Source organism: Nonlabens sp. SY33080 (genome assembly GCF_011784885.1).
GTDB classification, from domain to species: domain Bacteria; phylum Bacteroidota; class Bacteroidia; order Flavobacteriales; family Flavobacteriaceae; genus Nonlabens; species Nonlabens tegetincola.
In genome coordinates this window covers 1,856,681-1,874,857 of record NZ_CP050461.1, presented here as the reverse complement: position 1 = coordinate 1,874,857, position 18,177 = coordinate 1,856,681, and the positions used below count along the sequence as shown (strand labels likewise).

The window sequence follows — 18,177 nt, the reverse complement described above, 5'->3', positions numbered from 1 at the left end:
AAAAATAAACAAAAGCCTTAAATCTTTGTTAACGTGTAAGAAAATATTTTCAAAAGCTAGTTTATCACTATATCGTTATAGTTTAGAATTTTGTTACATTTAGCCACTATTTTTAAACAGCCTACAACCATGAATAAATCTATGAAACCAGAAAGTTTAATGATGTCATATGGCTACAAACCAGAACTTTCTGAAGGAGCTATAAAATGTCCCATTTTTCTTACTTCAACCTTTGTTTTCAAAAGCGCAGAAGAAGGTAAAGCCTATTTTGAATTGGCTTATGGAAAAAGAGAAAAGTTACCTGGTGAAGAAATGGGGCTTATTTACAGCCGTATAAATAATCCTGATCTTGAAATATTAGAAAATCGCTTGAGATTGTGGGATGGCGCCGATGATTGTGCTGTCTTTGAAAGTGGTATGAGTGCAATTTCAACTGTTTTATTAGAGTTTTTAAAACCAGGAGACCTGTTAGTACATAGTTCACCAACTTATGGTGGAACAGATCATTTTATTAATCATTTCTTGCCAAAAATTGGTGTACATACTTTAGGCTTTACTTCCGAAATGAGTGAAGAAGATCTTGTAAAAGCGATTGAAGAAACAGGTCACGCATCGACTTTTGCCCACATGCATCTTGAAACTCCGGCAAATCCTACTAATTCATTGATTGATATAGAAATGTGTCGTAGAGTAGCCGATCGTTTTGTGACCGATGAGAAACCTGTTACTATTGCTGTGGATAATACCTATATGGGACCTTTATGGCAGCACCCATTAAAACATGGAGCAGATCTTGTAATGTATAGTGCTACTAAGTACATAGGCGGGCACAGTGATTTAATTGCTGGTGCTGTTTTGGGTAATGCTGAAAATATGGTGAGAGTTAAAACCTTGCGTACCTTTTTAGGGAATATGGCATCACCACATACTGGATGGATGTTGTTACGTAGTTTAGAAACACTTAAAATCCGGATGGAGGCAATGCAGGAAAATGCAATTAAAGTAGCAGAATTCCTTTCTCAACATGATAAAGTAGCAAGTATTAAGTATCTAGGACTGCTAGAGGAAGGAACGGAGAATCATCGTATTTACAAGCAACAATGTTCTGGTCCTGGTGCCATGGTAAGTTTTAAAATTAAAGGTGGTGAAAAAGAGGCTTTTAAATTTCTAAATTCCTTGCAGCTAGTAAAATTGGCTGTTTCCTTAGGTGGTACAGAGAGTCTTGCAGAACACCCAAAAACGATGACTCATGCTGGGGTAGATGAAGCGCATTTAGAAGCTATAGGTGTAACTGATGCATTGATTCGAATCTCGGTAGGTGTTGAAAATTATGAAGATCTTATCTGGGATATTGGGGAAGCTCTTGACCAGGTTACCATAAATGTTATTGAAACTGCTTAATTAAGTTTCATTTTGGCATCTATTTTGCCTTGTAATATGCGAACTTTGCAACTTGTATCGTTATCATATTATGAGGCATCTTTTTTTTACCCTTTTCATTACACTATTTACCACGTCATTCATAACTGCTCAAGACACTAATTCTCAGGCACTATGTGAGTTAGATTTTCTAGATGATAAACTTACTTTTTTATCAGATGGGACGTTTCAAAATGAGCAAGTAGTAAAAGACGCTATAATCAAGCTAGAGCCATGTGGGATTGATGGATTTGATGCACAGTTCTTTGGGACTCTTAGAAATTTTTCAAAATTACTTTCTAAGATGACTGTAGGTGGCAAAAATGTTGAATCTCTTACTTATAAAGATTTGCTAGAAGAGCTTAAAAAGGTAAAGTCGACCACTGGTTATAAAAAAATTAGAGCCTTTTCAGAATTATCAGGTCAATTATCTACTCGTGTAGGTAATTACGAGAATTGGGAAAATGATAAGCAGTTGTTCATTGAATTAGGATCCTCTAATCAAATAATGGATAAAGTTGAGGAATATCTTAAAAAGAACCGAAACAATACACTTACCTATAAAGAAATTCTAGAAAAACTACAGAAGTAGGTTATTTGTTCTTTTGACGTTTTTCCCAGTTTTTACGTGCTAATTGTTGCATGTCTTCTATGTTGTCACTTTCATCCATAATCTCTAGACCCAACATAGTCTCGATAACATCTTCCATAGTGGCTAGACCTTGAACACTACCATAATCATCTACCACAAGAGCTATGTGCTCTTTAGTGGCTATCATTTTTTCAAATAGTTGAGGAATAGGCAAAGAGGCTGGTACCATAGCTATTTCTCTTTTCAAATCTCCTAAAGTTTCAGCAGGTTTGTCGTGAATAATATCAGCGAGTATGTGGTCTTTTAACACGTAACCAATAATATCATCTCTATTTTTATTGAATATAGGAATACGCGAAAATCTTAGATCTTGGTTTTTTTCAAAAAACTCTTTGATAGGAGTGCTTTGGGCTGCCATAAACATAACTGACCTAGGTGTCATGATGTCTTTAACCTCGATTTGATTAAAGTTCATTAAACTCTTGATGTATTGTCCTTCGGTCTTTTCAAAAACACCTTCTTGTTCTGCTGTTTCTGTAAGTGCTACAAACTCTTCTCTTGTCATGGTGCTTATATGAGCACTTTTACCAATGGCTTTTGTAGTAAGTTGTAACATCCATAATATCCCTGTATACTTTAAGATGGCTACCATTATTTTTAAAGTACGAGTTGTAAATCCTGTCAGTCCTTGCCAGTAAGTAGCACCTATCGTTTTAGGAATAATTTCAGACAGCACAAGTATAAGTACCGTCATTAATGCCGATATAACACCTACAAGTGGAATTCCCAAAACATTGTCTCTATATCCTTCATCGACAAGAGCCTCAGCTTGTACACCAACCATAATAGCACCAACTGTGTGTGCTAATGTATTTAAGGTTAAAATAGCAATCAAAGGTTTGTCCACATCATCTTTAAGCTGCTTAAGATCTTTTACAAAAGCTGCACCTTCTTGTTCTTTAACCTTAATAAAGGTAGGTGAAATACTTAGTAAAACAGCCTCTAGTATTGAGCATAAGAAGGAGAATAGTATTGAACCTATTGCATATATGATAAGCAGTGTCATGAAAATAGTTTATTTGTAAAGGTACTTTTTAAAAAAGGAAAAATAAGAAAGATTTAATCAACAAATCTAGGATCTGTAGGCATGGTAGTACCGCAATTGTTACAAGTACGCATTTCTTCACTACCATAAAATTGTTTGAATCTAGGTAAAAAATCTTTTTCTATATCATCTAATTTAAAGTAGGTTTCATGAAGCTTGTGATTACAATTGTCACAAAACCATAATAACCCATCAACTGCATCTTCACTTACTCTTTTGCGCTCGATGACCAGTCCTAAAGAATTTTCATGTCGTACGGGTGAATGAGGAACCTTTGCAGGATGTAAATACATATCGCCTGGTCCTAATTTCATTGTTCTTTTCTTACCGTCTTCCTGAATATGAACTTCTATTTGGCCTTCTAATTGATAAAAAAGTTCTTCAGTTTCATTGTAATGATAATCTTTTCTAGCGTTGGGTCCAGCTACAATCATGACAATGTAATCACCAGATTCAGTATATAGATTTTTATTTCCTACTGGTGGTTTAAGTAAATCGCGATTATCTTCTATCCAATTATTCAGGTTGAAAGGTGGTGCTATGGCCATTACTTTTAATACTTAATTATTTTGATTAAAAATACCACTTATTTCAATTCTTTCTTAATTTCTGCCATTAAGGATGCTCCACCGTTTTCAAGAATTTTTTGTGATTGCGCTTTCGCGAAAGCGATATAATCCTCATGATTCATTTCAGATTTTAAATCTATCGAAGTATTTGTATCAAATCGAGTGCGTCCATCTAGACTTAATAGACAGCCTTTAAAGGTTAATGTGTTGTCAGAAATATGCGCGAGTGCACCAATAGGAGCGGTACAACCGCCTTCTAGTTCTCTAAGAAATGCGCGCTCTACATCTACACAGTATTGAGTGTTTTTATCATTAAGTCGCGCCGATGCTTCAACAGCATAAGTGTTCTTGGACATGGCTGCTACCATCATCGCTCCTTGTGCAGGTGCTGGAATAAAGCTGTCTAAATCTGTGTATTCAAAACCATAGTTAGCCTTAATCTTTTTAAGTAACCCGATTCTATCTAAACCGGCTTTGGCAAATATTGCTGCACTCCAACCTTTATTAGTGTAAAGTTTTTCTAATCTGGTATTAACGTTACCTCGTAAGTCAACGACATTATGATGAGAATACATGTCTAGCCATTGTGATTTGCGTCTTAAACTTCCTGTAGCAATGGTGATAGAATCGTCTGGATTGAAATTTTCTTTATAGACTAGTATATCCTTGTAAGACGCTCGCGGCAGCACAGCTGCCTGTATCATGCCTTTAGGTAATTGGGTAGGAACATCTTTTAAACTGTGAACAGCAATATCAATCTCTCCATTAACAAGAGCGATATCTAATGTTTTTGTAAAGATGCCTGTGATACCCATTTCATACAAAGGTTCACTCAAATTGAGATCTCCTTGAGATTTAACTGGTCGCAACTCGGTTTGATAGCCTAAATTTTCTAATTCCTTTTGGACTGTAGTAGCTTGCCATAAGGCAAGCTCGCTGTCTCTTGTTCCTATTATGATGGGTGTTGCCATGAAGTAAATTTACCGATTATAAAGCAAAATAATATATGAATTCCTATTAACAAGCTTGCCATTATTAAGGCATAAGTCAAATGACTCAATAATACTATAGGTAAGTTTTCAAAAATCGTAGTATCAGTATAATCTCTGTGAACACTTGTGATGATTATGACTAAGCGTTCCATCCATAAACCAAAAGCGGATAGACTACAAACTAAAGCTATTACCCATTTATTTTTTCCTAATTTGGGAAGTAATACAAATAAAGGAAGCGCTAAGGAACAAAAAAGTAGCCACCAGTACATACCTGCATAAGAATCTGTCGCTCGATCCCAGAAGGTTGTTGCGCCTGTTTCTAGTTGGTATATAAAAAGAATCCAAGAAAATGCTACATGTAAGATGAGTATCCACCTTAAACTTTGTATAGCTATTGAGAATTTTTGCTTAAAATAAACCTCTGCAAGGTAAATAACTAAAATGATACTTGCGCCAGGATATACAAACAATGACTTGAGTAAATAATGTATATGGAAAAGCTCACTCAATTTTTAAGAAGCTACTTTGTCAGAAAGCTTAAAGACTTTATTAAGCATGTCTATGGCTTCATCTGTACTTTCATTCTCATCACGCAGGTGATTGGCAAAATGTCCGGCAATTTTTTGAATAATTTTATCTGCGATAAAATCTACTTGATCCTGATCAAAGTTATTTATTTTACTGCGATTGCTTTTAATTTCGGCTTCCTTCATTTTAGTGAGCTTAGCCTTAAGTGCTTGCATGGTAGGAGCAAACTTTCTTGATTCTTGCCAGATTTTGAATTCGGTATGAATTTCTTCAATAATGGCTAGCGCTTGTGGAATGAACTTCTCACGTCTGGCTAGGGTTTGATTAGTCATTTGTGATAATTCATCTAGGTGCACTAGTTGTACGTTTTCTAATTCCTTCACGTCCTCATTCACATTTTTAGGAATAGATAGGTCCATGATAAGTAAGGGTCTAGTCGTACAAATCAGATTTTTAGAAACGGTTGGGTTTTGTGCGCCGGTTGCCACTATAAGAATGTCTGATTGCGCAATCTCTTCTTCAAGTTGAGCATAATCCTTAACAATTAGATCAAATTTACCAGCTATTTTTTCTGCTTTTTCCTTAGTTCTATTGATTAAGGTAATCTTTTTATTTGAGGTGTGTTTAACGAGATTCTCACATGTATTACGACCTATTTTTCCAGTGCCGAATAGCAAGATGTTCTTCTCATTATTAACTTGATAATTTTCTAGGATGTACTGTACGCTAGCAAAACTTACCGATGTTGCACCACTGCTTATTTGCGTCTCGGTTTTAATACGTTTACTAGCTTGTATCACTGCGTTAACCAATCTTTCCATATATGGATTAACCAGTTTGATAGCTTTTGATTTTTTAAAGGCAATTTTGAGCTGGCCTATAATTTCAAAATCTCCTAGAATTTGACTGTCCAATCCAGTTCCTACATTAAACAGGTGCTCACAAGCTTTTTCGTTTTTGTGAACATAGGCAATCTTTTGAAAGTCTTCTACAGTTCCATGACTGTGCTCACATAACAATCTTATAAGTTGAAAAGGATGTTGGGCAAATCCATACAACTCTGTCCTGTTACATGTGGATATTACCACTAGCGATGGGATACCATCTCTTTTTGCCTCATTAAGAAGATTTCTCGTTGCATCTTCTGATAATGAGAATGTTCCACGCATTTCAGCATCAGCTTTTTTATAGCTAATTCCAATTGCGTAAAAAGAAAAATGTTTGTTGTTACCTGAATACATACCCTTGTTAAGGAAGTGTCGCAAAGTTATTGTGGTCCTTAAAAGAAAAATAACGCTACAAGTTCGTTTTTCTACGCTATATGTTATTTTTGCTAAAATCTTGCTTCTTGTATAGGCAAGTACTGTTATGAGTACGCTTTCGCGAAAGCGTAATATCTATTATTTAGAGTGAATATAAATAAGCTATTATGGAAAATATCGCCATAGGTGCCCGAGAGGTTACAAGAATTGAAGACGGATTTAATGTAATTAGAATCAAAAATGATACTGATAACAACACAGGTTTCAATTATGAGGTTGATCAAAGTTTTTTACAATTTCATTTTTGCCTAAAGGGTAAGGTAGAAATGGCTTTTAATAATGGTAGTTATAAGCTTAATTTGTTGGAGCAAAATTCATACATGCTCTATAATCCTTCACGAGGATTACCTATGGATCTTAAAATAGCTCCTTCTAGTTGGTTCATTTCTGTATTAGTTTCTATTAAAAAATTTCACTCATTATTTTCTCCAGATGCTGAACACGTAAGCTTTTTGAGTCCCGAAAACGCCGATAAGAAGTATTACGTTGATGATAAAATAAGTCCTTCAATGGCGGTTGTACTTCATCAACTTATGAATTACAATCTTAACGACGCTATCAAAAAATTATATTTCAAGGGTAAGGCTTATGAATTGTTGTCTCTTTATTTTAATAGGGAAGAAGATGCCAATGTTGACGCTTGTCCTTTTCTGGCAGATGAGGAGAACATGAAAAAGATTAAAAAGGCCAAAGATATTGTTCTAGAGCGCATGACTGATTTGCCATCCTTACAAGACCTAGCACTTGAAATAGGATTGTCTCTTAAGAAATTGAAGGAAGGATTTAAAGAGGTTTATGGTGAAACTGTTTATGGATTTGCCCTGGATCATAAAATGGAGTACGCCAGACAATTGCTTGATAGTGGGCAGTATAATGTAAATGAAGTAGGACTCAAAGTTGGGTATTCTACTGCGAGTCACTTTATAAGTGCTTTTAAAAAGAAATACGGTACTACTCCAAAGAAGTATTTATCCAATTAGAATTGATGTAAGCAACCTTTTTTTAATCAGTTGTGATTCATCATAGCTTATGCAATAAATTTTTAACGGTATTTTCATTTCTTGATGATTTGTTGCAAGGTATAAGGAAGAATCTATAGGGTTGTAGGATAAAGCCTTTATACTAGAGAATCTTTTCTGAAAGATGAATTATCATTGTACGTACAGATACACTGGTTTTTCGTTATTAAAATATGATCGGTTGGTTCGTACGATTTTTTTAAAAACAAGGATAACCATCCCATAATGTGGTAGAATAAAAAATGTCTTGCACTGTTGTTGTTTGATTTCTCAAGAAGAATTTCACCTGATTCCTGCTTGGATAAGGAAATGATCTTGCCTCTATTCATAATCTAAACCCCATGTGATTAATTTTCTTAAATTTTTAGTTAAGTCTAAAAATTTATTTATACGTAACAAATATTATGTTTAATTTTGAATCATGCATTCAGTAAGCGAAGAAAATTATATTAAAGCTATCTATCATTTACAGAAAGGTAAGGACCTCGTTGCAACTAATGATATTGCGGCACGCATGGATACTAAGGCATCCTCTGTAACTGATATGCTTAAAAAGTTAGCCGATAAAAACTTAGCACAGTATGTTCCCTACAAGGGATCTAGACTTACCGAGGATGGTTTTAAGTGTGCTATTCAAATTATAAGGAAACACCGTTTATGGGAATTGTTTTTGGTTGAAAAGCTCAATTTTAACTGGGATGAAGTACACGAAATAGCAGAACAACTGGAACATATTCAATCTCAAAAATTGATTAACCAACTGGATGCTTATTTAGGTTTTCCTAAGCATGATCCACATGGCGATCCTATTCCCGATTCTAATGGTGTAATGGAACATCTGGAACAAATTCCTTTGTCCCAGCTAGCTTTAAATAAGAACTCTAGACTCACAGGTATAAGAGATTCGTCTACTGAATTTCTTCAATACCTAGATAAACATCATATAAAACTAGGTAGTGTGCTTAAAGTTGTTGATAGAGAGGTTTTTGATTTGTCCTGTAGTTTAATGGCAGATGATAAGGAACTTCATATCTCAAAACAAATAGCAGATAAACTACTGGTAAAAACAGAAGGATGAAGCAAATAATTTTGAGCCTTTTACTAATATGTGCTTTACCAGTTTTAGCACAAGAAACAGTCACAGTATCAGAAACCTTGATTACTGACAGACCAGATGCTACAGAATCACCTTACACTGTTGGTAAGGGTAATTTTCAAATAGAAACAGGTGCTTTATTTACTGAAAATGGTGATGATGATTTTAATGTAAAGCGATTTGTCTTTAACACAGGTCTATTACGTTATGGACTTAGTGATAATTTTGAATTGCGATTGGGTTGGGATTATCAAAATGAACGCCTTACTTCACTAGGTAGAGAACTGTCTGATGCTACAGGTTTCACTCCTTTATTGGTAGGAGGAAAAATTGAAATTACCGATGAAAACGGTTGGATTCCTCAAATAGGTTTAATGACTCACCTTCGGCTACCCTTTACAGCCGTAACCGAATTTAAACCGGAACAAACTGGGATGGAAATGATTTTTTCTTTTGATCATACACTTTCTAACAGCACTAGCATAGCCTATAATATAGGGGCTAGGGTGGCAGATAATCGGTCTATAGAATATTTGTATACTATCGCTTATGGATTTGATATTACAAAGAAATTTGGAGCTTATATAGAATTATATGGTGCTTTTCCAGAAGACACCACAGCATATCATTTATGGGATGCTGGTTGTACTTATTTAGTGAATAATAATTTACAGCTAGATGTCACGGTAGGAACAGGATTTAACTCAACCGCAGCCGATCAAAATATTTTACTAAGTGCTGGTTTCAGTTATAGAATACTAAAGAAGTAATCATGAAAAAAATATTATTCATTTTATTAATAATTCTGATTTCGGCTTGTAAACAGCAGCCCAAAGGACAACCATCGGGTAAACTGAAGGTAGTGACCACAACCACCATGATTACCGACTTAGTTCAGGAAATTGGAGGTGATGTAATAGAATTAGAAGGTCTTATGGGAAGCGGTATCGATCCACACTTATATAAAGCAAGCCAAGGCGACGTGCGCAAGCTATCTCAGGCTGATGTCATATTTTACAATGGATTACATCTAGAAGGTAAGTTGGTAGAAGTATTTGAGAAAATGAATCAGCAAGGTAAACGTACAGTTGCAGTGAGTGATGCCTTGGATAAAAGTACTCTTATAGGCAGTGATTATTTTGCAAGTAGTTATGATCCACATATTTGGTTTAATCTGGAGTACTGGGAACAAATCACCAGTTCTGTTACTAAAGAATTAATCAAGCTAGATCAAAATAATGAGTCGGTTTATAAGGCTAATGAAGAAATCTATCTAAAGAAATTATCTAATTTGAAAGAGGAGCTTGATAAAAATATTAATACTCTTCCATCAGAGCAACGTATTCTAGTAACAGCACACGATGCATTTAATTATTTTGGGCGCAGTTTCAATTTTGAAGTAGTAGGCTTACAAGGGCTTTCGACCGCGACTGAAGCTGGTGTAAAAGATGTACAACGACTTACTGACTTTATTATAGAAAACAATATAAAGGCGATCTTTATTGAAAGCAGTGTGCCACGTCGTACGGTCGAAGCTTTACAAAAAGCAGTTCAAGCACGTAATCATGAGGTTAATATAGGTGGCGAATTATTTAGCGATGCGCTAGGAAGTGCAGGAACAGCTGAAGGAACTTATATAGGAATGTATAAGCATAACGTGGCAACAATAGTAAATGCACTTAAATAATGGCAGATAAAATTGCAGTAGCTGTAGATGATTTAACAGTAGCTTACAACTACAAACCAGTCCTTTGGGATATTGACCTGTCTATTCCAGAAGGAGTGCTTATGGCTATTGTCGGACCCAACGGCGCTGGAAAATCTACTTTGATTAAATCCATTTTAGGAATTATTGATCCCATTGCAGGTTCTGTTCAAATTTATGATAAACCTTATCACAAACAACGCCATCTAGTAGCATATGTTCCTCAAAAAGGTAGTGTAGATTGGGATTTTCCTACTACTGCTCTAGATGTAGTCATGATGGGAACCTATGGTGCCTTAGGTTGGATTAAAAGACCAGGTAATAAACAGAAAAAACAGTCCCTAGAAGCGCTTGAAAAAGTAGGGATGCTTCCTTTTAAGAACAGGCAAATCAATCAGCTTTCTGGTGGACAACAGCAGCGTGTTTTTTTAGCCCGAGCATTAGTTCAAAATGCGTCAATTTATTTTATGGATGAACCTTTCCAAGGTGTTGATGCAACTACCGAAATTGCAATAATAAATATCTTAAAAGAGCTTAGAAAAGCAGGAAAGACCGTAATTGTCGTTCACCACGATTTACAAACGGTACCCGAGTATTTTGATTGGGTAACTTTCTTAAATGTAAAACACATTGCTACTGGTCCGGTTAAAGATATTTTTAATGATGACAATTTAACCAAAACCTATGGGATTAATTACAAGGTTGCTGTACAACAATAATGAGTTGTAAGTGATGCTTTCGCGAAAGCGTAATACAAATTATCCATGATGGACATAACAAGTTTTTTTACGGACTATACACTGCGCACCATAACACTGGGAACGGCTGTTCTGGGAGCTATTTGTGGTATGTTAGGAAGTTTTGCGGTTCTAAGAAAACAAAGTTTGCTGGGTGATGCTATTTCTCATGCAGCCCTGCCTGGAATAGCGCTTGCCTTCCTTTTTACTGGTCTTAAAGATTCTAATGTTTTACTGTTAGGAGCACTTGTGAGCGGATTTATAGGTACGGTTTGGATAAGAGGAATAGTAACAAAAACGCACCTTAAAACAGATACTGCTTTAGGTTTAATTTTGAGTTTGTTTTTTGGTTTTGGAGAGTTAGTTCTTAGTTACTTAAAAAAACAACCTGACGCTAATCAAGCAGGTTTGGATAAGTATTTATTTGGTCAAGCTGCGACACTTGTAGAGAGTGATGTTATCTTAATGATTATTGTAACAGGTATAAGTCTGGTTATAATGCTTCTGTTTTGGAAAGAATTTAAACTGTTGCTTTTTGATAAAAATTATGCTCTCACCTTAGGATTTAATACCAGAATTATTGATGGGCTTATTAGTTTTTTTATAGTTCTAGCTATTGTAATTGGGTTACAAACTGTAGGAGTAGTTTTAATGAGTGCCATGCTGCTGGCACCAGCTGCTGCTGCTAGACAGTGGACAAATAGTCTAGGTGTAATGGTGTTGTTAGCAGCTGTTTTTGGAGCTGTTGCAGGTGTTGTAGGTACAGGAATAAGTGCTAGTTACAATAATTTATCTACGGGTCCTGTTATTGTTTTGGTAGCATCAGTATTTGTTGGATTCTCCTTTGTTTTTTCACCTTCAAGAGGATTGCTTTTTAAACAAATTAGACTAGTGCGCAATCGCAGGGATCTACACCTTAAAAAAACACTACAATTTATGTACTCTATCGTTGAGAAACATGACGATATAAGTAGACCACACGCAATACGCATTCTTAATCAGTTTCAAGGTTACTCTAAAGGAACGCTAAGACAGTTAGAAGAAAAAAACTGGATTGAAATCAAAGGCGATACTTGGTCATTGACTACAACGGGATTTCATACTGCACAAAATTTGTATAACAACAACGTACCTCAATCATGAATCCAGAAATAGCAATCCTTTTAATTTCATGTCTTACCGCGGTAGCTTGTGCTATACCAGGTGTGTTTTTGGTACTTCGTAAAATGGCTTTGATAAGCGATGCGATCTCTCACTCTATTCTTCCAGGAATAGTGATTGGTTTTTTTATTACTCATGATCTAGCATCACCGTGGCTTATATTATTGGCTGCAATTAGTGGAATTGTAACAGTATGGTTAGTAGAGGCTATCCAAAAAACTGGACTTGTTAAAGAGGATACTGCCATTGGATTAGTTTTTCCTGCATTGTTTAGCATCGGAGTTTTATTAATAGCTATTTATGCAAACGATGTACATCTGGATACAGATGCTGTGCTAGTTGGGAAATTAGAATACGCTCCATTTGATAATTGGATAATAAATTCAAGTAGTAGTCAGGAAGGAATTACCAATCCAGAAGATTTTATTAATATGGGCCCTAAAAGCTTATGGACTACGGGATCTGTTTTGTTGGTTACCTTAGTGTTATTAGGACTTTTTTATAAAGAATTAAAGCTAAGTACTTTTGATATTGGCTTAACTAGTGCATTAGGTTTTTCACCGGTGATTCTTCATTATGGATTAATGAGTGTCGCATCTGTTACCACTGTGGTTTCCTTTGATGCAGTAGGCGCCATTCTAGTAGTTGCATTAATGATCGCGCCGGCAGCGACCGCTTATTTACTTACTAACGATTTGAAAAAAATGTTGCTACTCTCTGTAGTTTTTGGAATTCTTGCCGCCTTTGGAGGATACTACTTATCCATGTGGTTAGATGCATCTATATCAGGCTCGATCACAACTGTTCTAGGTTTAATTTTTCTTCTCGTTTATTTATTTGCTCCTTCAAGAGGACTACTAGCAGTGTTGTTTAGGCAACGCAGGCAACGTACCGAGGTTTCTCTTCTCACGTTCTTGTTGCACTTAAACAATCACGACAGTATCGAGGAGCGCAGTGTAACACATTTACAAGAGCATATTAATTGGGGTAAAGTACGTGCCAAAAAAGTATTGAAACTGGCGCTAGAGAATAACATGATATCAAAAAAGGGTGATGTAGTAACATTATCCAATAAGGGTAAAGAGTTTACTGAAAAAGCCCTGGATTACATCATTACTAACAAGGATGAGAAGATCGAAGATATGAAGGACGATTTCTTCTTGTTTAGAGGTTAAAAGTGCAATCAAAAAAGGACAGTAAAAACTGTCCTTTTTTGATTTAAATGGTAATCTCTCAGTTTAAAATTGAGCCTTTCTCTTCTCTAAAAATGCGGTTGTACCTTCTTTAAAATCGTCCGTTCCAAAACTCGCTCCGAAACAGTCAATCTCAGTTTGATAACCATTTATTCCATCTACGTAACCAGCATTTACAGCGTCAATGGCAGCTCCTATAGCTACTGGGCTGTTTTTCATTATTTTGCCAGCTATTTTTTCACAAGTAGGTATTAACTCTTCACTTGTTACCACGTGATTCACAAGACCATAAGAGTGAGCCGTCGCCGCATCAATCATTCCAGCTGTCATTATCATTTCCATAGCACGACCTTTACCAATTAATTGGGGTAAACGTTGTGTACCACCGTATCCAGGAATTACTCCTAGAGATACTTCAGGCAAACCTACTCGTGCATTGTCGCTAGCTATTCTAAAATGAGCTGCCATCGCAAGTTCTAATCCACCACCTAGTGCAAAACCATTAACGGCTGCAATGATGGGTTTACTACAGTTTTCTACCTTATCAAATAGTGATTCTTGGCCTAATCTCGCAAGCTCTTTTCCTTGTTCAGGAGAAAAATCGGCAAATTCTGAAATATCGGCTCCGGCTACAAAGGCTTTTTCGCCACTACCTGTTAGAATGACAACTCTAACCTTTTGATTATTTTCAACATCATCTATCGCTTGACTTAACTCGGCGATTGTAGCTTTATTCAAAGCGTTTAATTTACTTGGTCGGTTTATAGTGATGGTTGCGATTCTGTTTTCTACAGCAATTAGAATGTTTTCCATGTTTAATATTTTCTTGTAAAAATAAGGTTTCTATATCTTTTGTTTCAGCACAGCAGTGTGATGTTTGAGAGATGATGTTGATTGTTACGCTTTCGCGAAAGCGTAAACTTATATATAACCTAGTTTCAAGTTCAAGTAGGATCATTTACAAACGTTTAATTTTTCTACGTAACTTGCTGCAATGAAAGTAACTAAACAATGCCCTGAATGTGGTGATGAGGTACGAGGACGAGCAGATAAACGATTTTGTAGTGATTATTGCAGGAATGTTGCCAATAACAAGCTCAATAAAGATAGTACAGCTCTCATGCGTAATATTAATAATCGATTGAGGAAAAACTGGCGTATCCTAAAAAGTATTAATGTAAATGATAAAACCAAAACTACTCGTAACAAACTGCTAGCAGAAGGTTTTGACTTTAATTTTTTTACTAGTATTTACACTACTAAAAAAGGGACGATTTACTATTTTGTCTATGATCAAGGTTATCTTCCTATGGATGACGATTATTACTTAATTGTTAAACGGGAATAATAAGACGGCTGTAATTAAGTTATAGGCATATCTATGAATATCACAGAAGATAAAAATGTATTGAGATGGGTGATCATTGGTTTTTCAGTGGTCACGGTGAGTATTATACTTTGGAACACCTATGTGTTTTTTCAAGGTGTAAAAGAAATGGAACGTAAAAATATTGCGGAATATGCTACAGCTGTAAAAGACCTACAAAACGCTCCTAAAAATGCTTACATAGGTGATTTGGGTTTTACTGTTGCTCAAAATATGACAAGTATACCCTTAATAAGGGTAACTTACAAGGGTGAAATAAGTACTAGAAATTTACCTGCTAACATTGAAGAGACAGATACTGTACGGATAAAACAGCTTATTGAAATATATAAATCACAAAATGAGCCATACATCATTAATTACGAAGGAAAACCCATAAGCACCATATATTATGGTAATAGTGATGTGATAAATAAAATTAAGTATTATCCACTGGCGCTGGTTGTGGTTATGGTGTTATTTAGTTTTGTTATTTGGTTTTTTTACAGATCAACTAAGGCCAGCGAACAAAATAAGTTGTGGGCTGGTATGGCTAAAGAAAGTGCTCATCAAATAGGTACTCCTTTATCATCACTGGTAGGATGGACACACATTTTGAGAGACTCTAAAGTAGAGCCTTCTTACATTGATGAGATGGAAAAAGATATTAATAGATTGAAAACTATTACAGACCGTTTTTCAAAAATAGGATCGGTTCCTAAACTAGTAAAAGCTGATGTTGTAGAAGAAACTAGGCAAGCTACTGATTATCTTAAAAATCGCGTCTCTAAACTAGTTGAGATATCTATGGATTTACCTGAACAACCTATTCCTGTTTTACTTAATAAAGAGTTGTACGCTTGGGTAATAGAAAACCTAATTAAAAATGGTATCGATGCCATGAAAGGGAAAGGAGCTTTACATGTATTTGTTAAAGCAGAGGTTAGGCAGGTTTCAATTCAAATTTCAGATACTGGTAAAGGAATTCCTAAGAACGACTGGAAGCGTATTTTTACTCCTGGATTTACCACCAAAAAACGAGGATGGGGTCTTGGTTTATCTCTAGCAAAAAGAATTATTCATGACTACCACAAGGGTAAAATAAAAGTCATGGATAGTAAAAAAAATGTAGGTACTACCTTTGAAATAACCATCGATAGAATTTAATAGCAAAAAAAAATGTCCATTTAATAATTTAAATGGACATTTATATAGTGTAGTCATTCTCTTTTAAATAACAGCCTTAAGCTGTTTTTGTAAGCCACTATTGTTAAGCTTTGATTCGGCATAGGATTTAGTGATTTTAAGTTCTTTTTCATCACTACCAGGAAGCTCAAACATGGCATCCGTTAAAATAGCCTCGCATAAAGATCTTAATCCACGAGCACCTAATTTGTATTCAATAGCTTTTTCTACGATATAATCTAGTGCTCCATCGGTAATACTAAAACTAATATCATCCATAGCAAATAGTTTTTCATACTGCTTGATGATAGCGTTTTTAGGCTCAGTAAGAATAGCTCTCAAAGTCCCTTTATCCAATGGATTCATGTGAGTAAGAACAGGTAATCTACCTATGATTTCTGGGATCATACCAAAATCCTTAACATCCTTAGGGATGATGTACTTAAGTAAGTTTTCTCTATCTAGAACATCGTCATTACTTTTGGCCGCACTGAATCCGACAGCCTGCATGTTTAGACGTTTTCTTATTACTCGCTCAATACCGTCAAAGGCACCACCAGCAATGAAAAGAATATTTTCTGTATTTACTTCAATAAATTTTTGGTCAGGATGTTTACGTCCACCTTTAGGTGGTACATTAACAACGGTTCCTTCTAATAATTTAAGAAGTGCCTGTTGAACACCTTCTCCAGATACATCTCTCGTGATTGATGGATTGTCGCTTTTACGAGCAATTTTATCAATCTCGTCTATAAAAACTATTCCTGTTTGTGCTTTTTCAAGATTGTAATCAGCCGCTTGTAATAATCTTGTAAGAATGCTTTCAACATCTTCTCCTACGTAACCAGCTTCTGTAAGTACTGTCGCATCAACAATGGCTAAAGGTACATTAAGCATTTTAGCAACCGTTTTTGCTATAAGCGTTTTTCCAGTTCCTGTTTGACCTACCATCAAAATGTTTGACTTTTGAATTTCAATATCGTCATCACTTTGCGGTTGTAATAACCTTTTGTAATGGTTATATACGGCTACAGACATTACCTTTTTTGTATGCTCTTGACCTATAATATAAGTGTCTAAAAAAGCTTTTATGTCTTGTGGTTTCCTTAATTTAAGATCATCACTTGTTACACCAGTGTCGCTTGTTTTTGTGTCTTCTAAAACGATACCATAAGCTTGTTCAATACAACGATCACATATGTGTGCATCTAAACCTGCAATCAGTAAATTGGTTTCGGACTTACTGCGTCCACAAAAACTACATTCTAATTCTTCCTTACTCATATTCCTAATTCTTAAGATCCTATGGGATCTCTAGTATTCATTTTTTGAAGTAAAATAATGAACTATTCAAAGGTGAATTACCTAAATGCTTTTTAATGCGTGAGTAAAACCCTTTAAACATTCTATTACTTATTCTTGATCGTGAAATTAATCGCGATTAAGCACTTCATCAATCATACCGTATTCTTTTGCTTTATCTGCCTTCATCCAATAATCTCTATCTGAATCTTCGTATACTTTATCGTAAGATTGTCCAGAATGTTTTGCAATAATTGTATAAAGCTCTTCTTTAAGGGTTACAATTTCTCTTGCTGTAATTTCAATATCGCTTGCTTGTCCTTGGGCTCCACCTAAAGGTTGGTGAATCATTACTCTACTGTGTGGTAAGGCACTTCTTTTGCCTTTTTCACCAGCACATAGAAGCACTGCTCCCATACTAGCAGCCATACCAGTACAAATTGTTGCTACGTCTGGTTTTATGAATTGCATGGTGTCATAGATTCCTAAACCGGCGTAAACGCTTCCTCCTGGAGAATTTAAGTAAATCTGAATGTCTTTATTAGCATCTGCACTTTCTAAAAACAGTAATTGCGCTTGTACAATATTTGCTACTTGATCATTTATTCCAGTTCCTAAAAAGATAATTCGATCCATCATAAGACGTGAAAAAACATCAAAGATGGCGATGTTCATTTGACGCTCCTCGATAATATTTGGAGTTAAATTTGTTGGGTACATGCTACTCATAATTTTTGAGTAGTAGTTACTGTTTATTCCCTGATCCTTGATGGCAAATTTTTCAAATTCTTTAGCTATATCCATAGTGTAATATTACTTCAACTTGTACGAAAAAGGCGTTAACATTTCGGTAAAATGATAACGCCTAAAGATATGAATTTAT

At 35.4% G+C, this 18,177-nt stretch carries 19 protein-coding genes; 11 read left to right on the top strand and 8 right to left on the bottom strand.

The window, feature by feature from the left end:
• The first annotated feature begins 129 nt into the window (after positions 1-129).
• Both HCN53_RS08405 and HCN53_RS08400 read left to right on the top strand, forming a co-directional pair.
• A complete protein-coding gene (locus HCN53_RS08405; protein ID WP_105017961.1) occupies positions 130-1,401 on the top strand; it encodes a cystathionine gamma-synthase family protein in 1,272 nt (423 codons plus the stop codon).
• Positions 1,402-1,471: 70 nt separating this feature from the next.
• Positions 1,472-2,011 carry a hypothetical protein gene (locus tag HCN53_RS08400; protein WP_042277090.1) on the top strand — a complete coding sequence of 180 codons (540 nt, stop codon included), beginning with the start codon at positions 1,472-1,474 and terminating at the stop codon, positions 2,009-2,011.
• 1 nt (position 2,012) lies between these two features.
• Here the strand turns inward: HCN53_RS08400 and HCN53_RS08395 are convergent, their stop codons facing one another.
• The 5 genes from HCN53_RS08395 to hemA are packed head-to-tail and all read right to left on the bottom strand — an operon-like array spanning position 2,013 to position 6,449.
• Positions 2,013-3,077: a CNNM domain-containing protein gene (locus HCN53_RS08395; protein WP_042277093.1), complete on the bottom strand. Its 1,065-nt coding sequence runs from the start codon at positions 3,075-3,077 to the stop codon at positions 2,013-2,015.
• Between the two features lie 53 nt (positions 3,078-3,130).
• Entirely contained in the window at positions 3,131-3,664 is a 534-nt protein-coding gene (locus tag HCN53_RS08390) for a 3-hydroxyanthranilate 3,4-dioxygenase (RefSeq protein WP_060523618.1), read from the bottom strand.
• A gap of 38 nt (positions 3,665-3,702) precedes the next feature.
• Positions 3,703-4,656: a hydroxymethylbilane synthase gene (gene hemC, locus HCN53_RS08385; protein ID WP_167342674.1), complete on the bottom strand. Its 954-nt coding sequence runs from the start codon at positions 4,654-4,656 to the stop codon at positions 3,703-3,705.
• Entirely contained in the window at positions 4,638-5,189 is a 552-nt protein-coding gene (locus tag HCN53_RS08380; protein WP_167342673.1) for a hypothetical protein, read from the bottom strand. The genes hemC and HCN53_RS08380 overlap by 19 nt, the downstream gene beginning before the upstream one ends.
• A gap of 3 nt (positions 5,190-5,192) precedes the next feature.
• Positions 5,193-6,449, bottom strand: a complete 1,257-nt coding sequence (hemA, locus tag HCN53_RS08375) for a glutamyl-tRNA reductase (protein WP_167342672.1) — start codon at positions 6,447-6,449, stop codon at positions 5,193-5,195.
• Between the two features lie 188 nt (positions 6,450-6,637).
• Here hemA and HCN53_RS08370 point away from each other — a divergent pair, with 188 nt between their 5' ends.
• From HCN53_RS08370 to HCN53_RS08340, 7 genes are all read left to right on the top strand, one after another.
• The gene (locus HCN53_RS08370) at positions 6,638-7,510 is read left to right on the top strand and encodes a helix-turn-helix transcriptional regulator (protein ID WP_042277104.1); all 873 of its coding nucleotides are present in this window, start codon (positions 6,638-6,640) and stop codon (positions 7,508-7,510) included.
• Positions 7,511-7,970: 460 nt separating this feature from the next.
• On the top strand, positions 7,971-8,627 hold the full coding sequence (locus HCN53_RS08365) for a metal-dependent transcriptional regulator (RefSeq protein WP_167342671.1): 657 nt from the start codon (positions 7,971-7,973) through the stop codon (positions 8,625-8,627).
• Positions 8,624-9,415 carry a transporter gene (locus HCN53_RS08360; protein ID WP_167342670.1) on the top strand — a complete coding sequence of 264 codons (792 nt, stop codon included), beginning with the start codon at positions 8,624-8,626 and terminating at the stop codon, positions 9,413-9,415. Before HCN53_RS08365 ends, HCN53_RS08360 begins: the two co-directional genes overlap by 4 nt.
• A 2-nt stretch (positions 9,416-9,417) precedes the next feature.
• Positions 9,418-10,332 carry a metal ABC transporter solute-binding protein, Zn/Mn family gene (locus tag HCN53_RS08355; protein WP_167342669.1) on the top strand — a complete coding sequence of 305 codons (915 nt, stop codon included), beginning with the start codon at positions 9,418-9,420 and terminating at the stop codon, positions 10,330-10,332.
• Positions 10,332-11,069 carry a metal ABC transporter ATP-binding protein gene (locus HCN53_RS08350; protein ID WP_105017970.1) on the top strand — a complete coding sequence of 246 codons (738 nt, stop codon included), beginning with the start codon at positions 10,332-10,334 and terminating at the stop codon, positions 11,067-11,069. The genes HCN53_RS08355 and HCN53_RS08350 overlap by 1 nt, the downstream gene beginning before the upstream one ends.
• A gap of 48 nt (positions 11,070-11,117) precedes the next feature.
• Complete coding sequence (locus HCN53_RS08345; protein ID WP_085775715.1) at positions 11,118-12,230, top strand: metal ABC transporter permease; 1,113 nt, start codon at positions 11,118-11,120, stop codon at positions 12,228-12,230.
• Entirely contained in the window at positions 12,224-13,423 is a 1,200-nt protein-coding gene (locus tag HCN53_RS08340; protein WP_167343278.1) for a metal ABC transporter permease, read from the top strand. The genes HCN53_RS08345 and HCN53_RS08340 overlap by 7 nt, the downstream gene beginning before the upstream one ends.
• Positions 13,424-13,486: 63 nt before the next feature.
• Here the strand turns inward: HCN53_RS08340 and HCN53_RS08335 are convergent, their stop codons facing one another.
• Positions 13,487-14,254, bottom strand: coding sequence for an enoyl-CoA hydratase/isomerase family protein (locus tag HCN53_RS08335; protein ID WP_167342668.1), 768 nt, complete (start codon positions 14,252-14,254; stop codon positions 13,487-13,489).
• A gap of 181 nt (positions 14,255-14,435) precedes the next feature.
• On the opposite strand from HCN53_RS08335, the gene HCN53_RS08330 reads away from it, so the two are divergent.
• Complete coding sequence (locus HCN53_RS08330; protein WP_042277117.1) at positions 14,436-14,789, top strand: hypothetical protein; 354 nt, start codon at positions 14,436-14,438, stop codon at positions 14,787-14,789.
• Between the two features lie 33 nt (positions 14,790-14,822).
• On the top strand, positions 14,823-15,974 hold the full coding sequence (locus HCN53_RS08325) for a sensor histidine kinase (RefSeq protein WP_167342667.1): 1,152 nt from the start codon (positions 14,823-14,825) through the stop codon (positions 15,972-15,974).
• Positions 15,975-16,037: 63 nt separating this feature from the next.
• On the opposite strand, the gene clpX is transcribed toward HCN53_RS08325, so the two are convergent.
• Both clpX and clpP read right to left on the bottom strand, forming a co-directional pair.
• Entirely contained in the window at positions 16,038-17,276 is a 1,239-nt protein-coding gene (gene clpX / locus HCN53_RS08320) for an ATP-dependent Clp protease ATP-binding subunit ClpX (RefSeq protein ID WP_042277121.1), read from the bottom strand.
• Positions 17,277-17,423: 147 nt separating this feature from the next.
• Complete coding sequence (gene clpP, locus HCN53_RS08315) at positions 17,424-18,098, bottom strand: ATP-dependent Clp endopeptidase proteolytic subunit ClpP (protein WP_042277123.1); 675 nt, start codon at positions 18,096-18,098, stop codon at positions 17,424-17,426.
• Between the last annotated feature and the right edge of the window lie 79 nt (positions 18,099-18,177).

What these genes read in the sequence shown, in the direction of transcription:
- HCN53_RS08405 (WP_105017961.1), top strand. Translation starts at nt 130, where the DNA reads ATGAATAAATCTATGAAACCAGAAAGTTTAATGATGTCATATGGCTAC.
- HCN53_RS08400 (WP_042277090.1), top strand. Translation starts at nt 1,472, where the DNA reads ATGAGGCATCTTTTTTTTACCCTTTTCATTACACTATTTACCACGTCA.
- HCN53_RS08395 (WP_042277093.1), bottom strand. Translation starts at nt 3,077, where the DNA reads ATGACACTGCTTATCATATATGCAATAGGTTCAATACTATTCTCCTTC.
- HCN53_RS08390 (WP_060523618.1), bottom strand. Translation starts at nt 3,664, where the DNA reads ATGGCCATAGCACCACCTTTCAACCTGAATAATTGGATAGAAGATAAT.
- hemC (WP_167342674.1), bottom strand. Translation starts at nt 4,656, where the DNA reads ATGGCAACACCCATCATAATAGGAACAAGAGACAGCGAGCTTGCCTTA.
- hemA (WP_167342672.1), bottom strand. Translation starts at nt 6,449, where the DNA reads ATGTATTCAGGTAACAACAAACATTTTTCTTTTTACGCAATTGGAATT.
- HCN53_RS08370 (WP_042277104.1), top strand. Translation starts at nt 6,638, where the DNA reads ATGGAAAATATCGCCATAGGTGCCCGAGAGGTTACAAGAATTGAAGAC.
- HCN53_RS08365 (WP_167342671.1), top strand. Translation starts at nt 7,971, where the DNA reads ATGCATTCAGTAAGCGAAGAAAATTATATTAAAGCTATCTATCATTTA.
- HCN53_RS08360 (WP_167342670.1), top strand. Translation starts at nt 8,624, where the DNA reads ATGAAGCAAATAATTTTGAGCCTTTTACTAATATGTGCTTTACCAGTT.
- HCN53_RS08355 (WP_167342669.1), top strand. Translation starts at nt 9,418, where the DNA reads ATGAAAAAAATATTATTCATTTTATTAATAATTCTGATTTCGGCTTGT.
- HCN53_RS08350 (WP_105017970.1), top strand. Translation starts at nt 10,332, where the DNA reads ATGGCAGATAAAATTGCAGTAGCTGTAGATGATTTAACAGTAGCTTAC.
- HCN53_RS08345 (WP_085775715.1), top strand. Translation starts at nt 11,118, where the DNA reads ATGGACATAACAAGTTTTTTTACGGACTATACACTGCGCACCATAACA.
- HCN53_RS08335 (WP_167342668.1), bottom strand. Translation starts at nt 14,254, where the DNA reads ATGGAAAACATTCTAATTGCTGTAGAAAACAGAATCGCAACCATCACT.
- HCN53_RS08330 (WP_042277117.1), top strand. Translation starts at nt 14,436, where the DNA reads ATGAAAGTAACTAAACAATGCCCTGAATGTGGTGATGAGGTACGAGGA.
- HCN53_RS08325 (WP_167342667.1), top strand. Translation starts at nt 14,823, where the DNA reads ATGAATATCACAGAAGATAAAAATGTATTGAGATGGGTGATCATTGGT.
- clpX (WP_042277121.1), bottom strand. Translation starts at nt 17,276, where the DNA reads ATGAGTAAGGAAGAATTAGAATGTAGTTTTTGTGGACGCAGTAAGTCC.
- clpP (WP_042277123.1), bottom strand. Translation starts at nt 18,098, where the DNA reads ATGGATATAGCTAAAGAATTTGAAAAATTTGCCATCAAGGATCAGGGA.